Annotated in this window: 2 protein-coding genes; both read left to right on the forward strand. The window is 67.6% G+C overall.

Annotated elements, in window-relative coordinates:
* Positions 1-1,356 (forward strand): ParB family protein (locus tag VIR09_RS27580; protein WP_332015762.1); only part of this gene is annotated, 1,356 nt, incomplete at its 5' end.
* 15 nt (positions 1,357-1,371) lie between these two features.
* Positions 1,372-1,507: STY4526/YPO1902 family pathogenicity island replication protein (locus VIR09_RS27585; protein WP_332015763.1), on the forward strand; the 136-nt coding region annotated here is incomplete at its 3' end.

Raw genomic sequence — 1,507 nt, forward strand, 5'->3', positions numbered from 1 at the left:
GAACTGTGGTCGGAGACCAAGGACGAGCAGTTTTTCCGCATATCGTGCCTGTTCCGGCCGTGGCCCAGCCGCGGCGAAGTCGTCATGCTGACCGGCCACCTGGCCGAGAACGAACTGCGCGGCGGCCTCACCTTCATCGAGCGCGCCCTCGGCGTCGAGAAGGCGCGCGAGTTCTACGAGCAGGAAAGCGGCGCCGCCCTGAGCCAGTCCGAACTAGCCCGCCGCCTGGCCGCCGATGGCTTCCCGGTCCAGCAGTCGCACATCAGCCGCATGAACGACGCGGTGCGCTATCTGCTGCCGGCAATCCCCGCCGTGCTCTATGGCGGCCTCGGCCGCCACCAGGTCGAACGCCTGTCGGTCATGCGCAAGGCCTGCATGTTCGCGTGGGAGCGCTACGCCAAGGGCCGCACGCTGGTTCAGGACTTCGACGAGTTCTTCCAGGAAGTCTTGTCGCAGTTTGATGTGCAGGCCGACGAGTTCTCCGCGCAGCGCGTACAGGACGAGCTGATCGGTCAGATGGCCGAGCTGCTGGGCGTCGATTACGACGTGCTCGCGCTGGACATGACCGAATCCGAGAGCCGCCAGCGCGCTCTGGTCAGCGATCCGACGCCATCCTCGACGCCGCCCGCCTTGCCGGAGCCTGGGGTTATCGCGCGCCCACCTGCCAACGCCTCGCCGCCCACCACAGGGCCAGCACCGACAGCGCAGCCTGCAAGCCCTGCGTCTCCCACCTCAACGCGCGAGAGCGACGCAGATGCCAACGAGGCGGGCACGGCCAGTCCGACAGCGGACGACCACCTGCTTCAGAAGCACATCGTCTCACCGGCGCCAACGACCGAACGGCTTCAGTCCATCCAGCGCATGGTCGCCGACCAGTTGGGCGATGCGCTGCCGCCTGACTTCTCGGCGAACGTCTTGCAGTCCATCCCCGTACAGGCCGGCGGGCTCTATCCGATCTCTGATGTCTGGTACATCGACGCGAGCCTGGACACGCCCGAGCGCCTGCGCATCCACGTCGCGCAGTTCGCCCGCGAGATCGCGGACGAGGCCCGCCTGGACGAGTGCATCGATGACCGTCCAGACGGCATCGGTTTCGCCTGCCGTGCCTACGCCCAGGACCCGGGGCCGCTGGGTCGTGCCGTTCTGGCGCTGCTGGCATGCCTGTCCGGTCAGCAGCCCGCCGACGTCCGCCTGGACAACGGGCAATTCGTCATCGACCTGTCGGCGCTGCTGCACGGACAAGGCGACGCAACCCGGCGACTGAGCGACACCGCACTGGTCAAGTTGTTCCGGCTGCTGCGGCTGGCCCGCCGTCTGCTCGACCTGGACGCCGGCGCTGCGGACGCTGGAACGTAAGCGAGGGAGGCCAGCATGTCCGCACCACACCCACTCAACCAGGCCGTCATCGCCCAGGCCCTCTATGACCTGCGCAATGGGCAACTGCGCCGCTGCAAGCTGATGGGGTTTGGCGAGGAAGAGCTGGACGCCCTCAAGCATCCCGCGCTGA

Source organism: Achromobacter sp. (genome assembly GCF_036567245.1).
Lineage (GTDB): Bacteria > Pseudomonadota > Gammaproteobacteria > Burkholderiales > Burkholderiaceae_B > Achromobacter.